Consider the following 6,121-nt stretch of genomic DNA (forward strand, 5'->3'; position numbering starts at 1 on the left):
CAAGAACGGCTAAGAAAACTTGTTGATGAACTAATAGAAGATACGGGGGATAGCTAAAAGTCCCTCAATTTTGAGGAACGATTTGCTCTTGAGGTATCACTCAAGACCAACTGCAATAATTGGCATCATAACAGACTGCGAGTGATACCCATCCCCAAAAAGGACGGAAGTACTCGCCTCCTCAAAGTCCCCACCATCGCAGATAGGGCTTGGCAATGCCTAGCCAAATATGCCTTGGAACCAGCGCACGAAGCAACTTTCCACGCTCGGAGTTATGGGTTCAGACCCGGTAGAAGCGCACACGATGCGCAACAATCGATATTCTCGAATTTAAACTCTAAAGCAAAAGGAAAGGAAAAGCGAGTCATCGAACTCGATATCGAAAAATGCTTCGACAGGATAAGCCACACAACTATTATGGATAACCTGATAGCACCAAAAGGGTTGAAAATCGGTATCTTCCGATGTTTGAAAGCCGGAATAAACCCCGAATTTCCCGAGCAAGGAACACCCCAAGGAGGCGTGGTCAGTCCGCTATTAGCTAATATTGCGCTCAACGGAATCGAAAGTATACACAGATATAACTCTATCAAGGGTAGAAGGATAACTCCCAATACTCGGGAAAAAGATATCACAGAACCATCAATCCGTTATGCGGACGATATGGTAATTATACTTAGACCAGAAGATAACGCCGAAGAGATACTTGAAAGAATCAACCAGTTTCTAGCAGCAAGAGGAATGAACGTCAGCGAGAAGAAAACCAAGATAACCGCCGCGACAGATGGATTTGACTTCTTAGGCTGGCACATAAGCGTGCAAAGCAACGGAAAGTTTAGATGTGTTCCCTCTGTGGATAACTACAAAAAGTTCCGCAAGAAAGTCAAGAGAATCGTCAACAACTCGAACTATGGTTCAGGGGAAAAAGCTGAAAAGCTCGCCCCCATCATAAGAGGCTGGAGAAATTACCATAGGTTCTGCAAGATGAAAGGCTCACGCAATTCATTATGGTTCTTAAACCACAGAACATTCAAGGTATTCAATAAGGAAACCAAGAATGACCGCTACTCAAGCATAAAGCTTGTTGAGAAGGCATTCCCCAAAGTTCCTTACTCTCAAGGTAAACACGTCATGGTGACTGGAAGAAAATCCCCCCATGACGGAGATATAACCTACTGGAGCGAACGCAATAGCAAGCTCTACGACGGCAACACCTCTAAAGCCCTCAAAAGGCAGAACCATTCATGCGGTCATTGTGGCTTAAAGATGCTCACCGGAGAGAGAGTACACCTACATCACGTAGATGGAAATCATAGCAACTGGAAGAACAACAACCTTCTAGCGGTTCACGAAAGCTGTCACGATTACATACACATGAGCAAAAGCGAAAGCTAAGAACATCGGGAGCCGTGTGTGGTGAAAGTCACAAGCACGGATCTAACAGAGAGGGACGGAGCATAATAGCTCCTCTCGACTCTAACGGTAAACCTGTTTCTTTTGAGCCACTCCGCGCACTAAAGTGACGCGGATTCGGGCAAAGTTGGGACTAGCTTTTCGTCCTTACTGACTATCTGGCTAGACTTTTTGCCTTTCTGGGATAACCGCTCTGAGGGAGAATGAGTCTTCCCGCTTTCAGGCTTGCCTACTTGACTCGCGGTTTGTTTTTCATAACGCTTCCAGGCATCCACAAGGAACGACTCCGTCCCCGAATACTGACTAGCAGCATCCTCCCATAAAAGCTGATCCTCATTAACAAATCTACTCAAATAAGCGCTGAAGAGATCGCGCTGCATAACTGCTTTGCCTGTGACATCTTTGTGAGCTCTTTCTGATAGGGTCTTTTTAATGCGTTGCCCGTTCAAATGAGTTTGTGACAATGCAGTTTTCTGAGTAGAAAAAGTGATGAATTGACCGTTAGCACTCTCAGCCTTACGTTGCAATTCAGATTGGACAAATCCAGGCGATTTAGCAGAAATTGCCTTGCCGTAACGTTTCTGCCATCCCTTTACAGATACTTTTTCAGCTTTAATCACATTGCCATGTCTCAAAATTTCATTGACAACAGCACGATTTTGAGACAGAGCATATGCACTCTTTTTACGTTCTAGTTCCCGCTTGTTAAGTGCAGTCTTCTGATAATTTTTCGATTTTTTCCAATTACGACAACCTTTTATTACCTTCCCTTTTTTGGTAATAGTCCTACGTCCTTTTTTGGCTTGAAAATCTGGCTCGTAATTACTAGGATTGGCAACACGTTGAGAGCGTTGCATTTTCCGTTGTAGTTGAGTTATCTTTTTTTGAAACGTGGGAACGTTTTCTGCAAAAGGTAACAATCCAGCATGCTTATCTGCAACAAATGCAATGTTGGAAATATTAACGTCAATCCCTACTAGTCCATTGGAAACATAGTTTTTTGGTTTTTGATAAGCGGTTCCTTCGTTGACTAACTGAACATACCATCTCCTAGTTCCGTTTAAGTCCCTCCACAATAAGCGAACATATTTAACCTTGCTTTTTAGCCCGTGCTGTATGACTGGGTTCAGTTCGTCAATAATTGGTTTAAGTTTGAGTTTACCCCAAACAACGGAATTGTCTTTCCACCTTAAACCTTGCTTGTTGGATTTCCCCTCTACTGACTTAAACCGAGAGAATGCTTTGTAACGGACTTTTGTAGCTAACCCAAACAAGACTTTTTCACTAGCTTTAAAGGCGCGAGAGGCTATCGTCTGTTGAGTATTGGAATCAATTTTTTCTGCAATCCATTTAGATTTATTACTAACTATAGTGGCATAAGCCTGTAAATCGTAATCTGAATATCTGTAAGCCTCCCTACCCTTAGAGAATGCTTCTGAGCGTTTCTTCTTTTGTTCCTTAGATATCTTTCTAGCTGTTTGATATACCTCGGATTTACGAACCAACTCCATCCTGACCATAGCTTCGTTTAAGCAAGCATTATAAAGTTGCCTTGACGCTTGAAAACGAGATAGTAACTCCGATTCTTGCTGACTGTCAACAATTAATGGAATTTCGATAATGAATGATGGAGTCTTGCTTTTTGCCACTTAAAATCACCTCCTTGGTTGTGTTAAGCTATTCTTAGTTTAATGCATTGCTCTAAGTATTTCAACAGGAAAATGACAAAAAAAACTAAAAAATCAACTTGTTATTTATAGCTCTTTGAAAAAACAAAAAGGAATATGGCTAACAACAGAAACATGGGAACTAGTAGAGCAACAAGCGGTTTTAAATAATTTAAGTTGCAGTGAATATATTGAGTAGTTGATAAGAAAAAGTCACGGCAGATAAATCTGCCCGTGTCGCGTTTCCGCCCCGATATAAATAACAAAAGAAGTCTCAATTCATTTAATTTCTTGAGCCTCGGATTTCGGGGCTACCACGCTCCCGCGTATTTCAGGTGTAGCGACAAGGTAATTAGGGGAATTGTGACTCATGGTTTGAACCTCATTTCATTTGTTTGTTCTAGAAATTAGGTTCGATTTAGGGTACAGTCCCAAAGCAAGTATGGTGGTAGAACGGCGGTTAAAGTTTGTGTGAACTAAAAGATAGCAGTTTGGGGTAGGTGCTACAATTCGGATATTGCTACCCCAAACCTAAACTTTTCGGAAGTTACCGAATCCGAGCAGATGCCAAGAGCTACTTACGGCGATGATGTCAAAGCGAGAGTAAGGCGTTTATTTGAAGCATTGATGTCCTTGGACGACTTGGCTGATGATAACTGCGACATCAAGTTTAGATGGGATGAATCTAACTCTGCTCAGCCCAAATTAATAGTTGAGACAACGCTGAGACATTTAGAAGCACTGACAAAAAAAGACGGTAAAGGTCATCTCACCAAAGCGCAAATCCGAGAAGCCCTGCAACGAATGGAAGACTTTTTGGGGATATTGGCAGATAATCGTTTGCAAAAGCGGGGTACAGAAAAGTGGGACTTTACCTTGACACCGTGGTTCAAAGAAAGCGCAAAAAATCTGGACAAGTTTGATACTGAGTGGGAAAACCGTAGACCCGAAAAATCAAAACAACAAGCAGCATCTACTACAGCAGCCACTCTCAAAAAGCCAAGCACTGAGTATAAAAAAAGCTGTTTCTGTCAAGCTCCATCCCTACCTCAATATTTTGTAGAGCGTCCAGAACATCAGCAAGCTGTTAAAAATGCTTTACTTGATCAAGAAGCGGACAGACCAGGTACATTAGTTGTTAGCGCTATTTATGGGTTAGGTGGAATTGGCAAATCCACATTGGCAGCAGCATTAGCACATGATCTGGAAGTGCAAACTCATTTTCCAGACGGGGTGTTATGGGTAACTTTGGGTCAAAACCCTGACTTATTACCGTTTTTGGGTAACTGGATTCGACAGTTAGGAGACCGTGACTACAAACCCATAACTGTATATGATGCAAAGCTGCAATTGCAGACATTACTTTATGACAAGAAGGCATTGCTGGTTGTTGATGATGCTTGGAATCCAGAACACGTAGAACCTTTTCGAGTCGGAGGTTCAAATTGTCGAGTGCTTGTCACGACGCGAGAAGCAGTCATCAAGGGTGCAACTCGCTATGACTTGGATGTATTGAGCCTCAAACAATCACTCTCATTACTGCAAAAATCTCGCGGCGTACAATTAACCAGTGATGAACAACAGCTAGCAGAAGAATTAGCTACTACAGTAGGTTTTTTGCCATTAGCACTGGATTTAGCAGCAGCCCAAGTGGCAGAAGGAGTAACCTGGGCAGAGTTACTAGAAGATTTACAAGCAGATATTGCTCGTTTGGAAACGCTAAATTTACCAGGTTTAGAACAGTACAGTAGCGAAGAAAAACGTAAGCATTATAGCTTAATAGCTTCTTTCAACCTCAGCTTGCGCTCTTTAACCCCAGAAATGCTGCGGCAATTTTCATGGTTTGGAATTTTACCAGAAGATGTCACGATTACTGAAGTCATGGCTGCAACGCTTTGGGAAATGACTCCTAGACAAGCTTTAACGACATTACGTTCCTTCAAATCCAAGGCATTATTACAGCTAGGAGTAACCCTCGGTGAGCAAAAGCAAACTTACAAACTTCATGACTTAATGCATGAGATGGCGAAGAAATTGCTCATAAGTGAACCATCTGCTGAACACCCGCAACAATTACCTGGCTTAGGATTAAAAAGTTTAGCTGATGGTCATTCGATGCTATTGGAGCGATATCGTAGAAAAACCCAAGCAGGATTATGGCACACACTCCCAAATGATGGTTATATTCATGCAAAGCTTAGCTGGCATTTAGAACAGGCTGGTAAAAAAGAGGAGTTGCACCAACTGCTTCAGGAAGAAACTAAAGAAGAAACTAAAGCTGGGAAGAATGGATGGTATGAAGCGTGCGATCGCCTAGGGCAAACCGCTATTTTTGTGACAGATGTCGCTCGTGCTTGGCGATTGGCAGAAGAAATATCAAAAGAAAACTCCTCACATTCGATTAGGTTACAGTGCCGCTATGCTTTGATGACAGCTTCCTTGAACAGTTTGGCAGCTAATTTACCAAAAGAATTGCTAATTGCACTAGTTAAGAAAAAAGTATGGACACAAGAACAGGGTTTAGCTTATGCCCTGCAAATTCCTGATCCGGAGAAAAAAGTAAGTACACTTACTTCTTTAGCTGAGTATCTGTCACAAGTCTTAAAAGAGCAGGCACTGCAAACAGCCCTTCAGGTGGCTCGCGAGATTGCTGATGAATATAATCGCGCCAAAGCCCTAACAGCTTTAGCTGACAAACTGCCCCAAGCATTAATGCCCGAAGCCCTTCAAGTTGCTCGCGAGATTGCTGATGAATATTATCGCGCCAATGCCCTAACTACTTTAGCTGACAAACTGCCCCAAGTGTTGCCCGAAGCCCTTCAAGTTGCTCGCGAGATTGCTGATGAATATTATCGCGCCAATGCCCTAACTACTTTAGCTGATAAACTGCCCGAAGTGTTGCCCGAAGCCCTTAAAGTTGCTCGCGAGATTGCTAATGAATCTTATCGCGCCGATGCCCTAAGAGCTTTAGCTGACAAACTGCCCCAAGCATTAATGCCCGAAGCCCTTAAAGTTGCTCGCGAGATTGCTGATGAATCTTA

At 42.7% G+C, this 6,121-nt stretch carries 2 protein-coding genes and 1 pseudogene; 2 read left to right on the plus strand and 1 reads right to left on the minus strand.

What is annotated here, in order from left to right; translation table 11 throughout:
• Window positions 1-60 precede the first annotated feature (60 nt).
• Window positions 61-1,395 (plus strand): annotated as a pseudogene (locus ACM0OZ_RS47335) (group II intron reverse transcriptase); the annotation flags it as partial.
• Between the two features lie 119 nt (window positions 1,396-1,514).
• Here the strand turns inward: ACM0OZ_RS47335 and ACM0OZ_RS47340 are convergent.
• Window positions 1,515-3,062, minus strand: coding sequence for an RNA-guided endonuclease TnpB family protein (locus ACM0OZ_RS47340; RefSeq protein WP_414589905.1), 1,548 nt, complete (start codon window positions 3,060-3,062; stop codon window positions 1,515-1,517).
• Between the two features lie 582 nt (window positions 3,063-3,644).
• Between ACM0OZ_RS47340 and ACM0OZ_RS47345 the strand changes: the two genes are divergently transcribed.
• The coding region (locus ACM0OZ_RS47345; protein WP_414589906.1) for an NB-ARC domain-containing protein at window positions 3,645-6,121 on the plus strand (2,477 nt) is incomplete at its 3' end.

This window comes from Scytonema sp. PCC 10023 (assembly GCF_963920835.1).
Classification (GTDB): Bacteria; Cyanobacteriota; Cyanobacteriia; order Cyanobacteriales; family Nostocaceae; genus Kalymmatonema.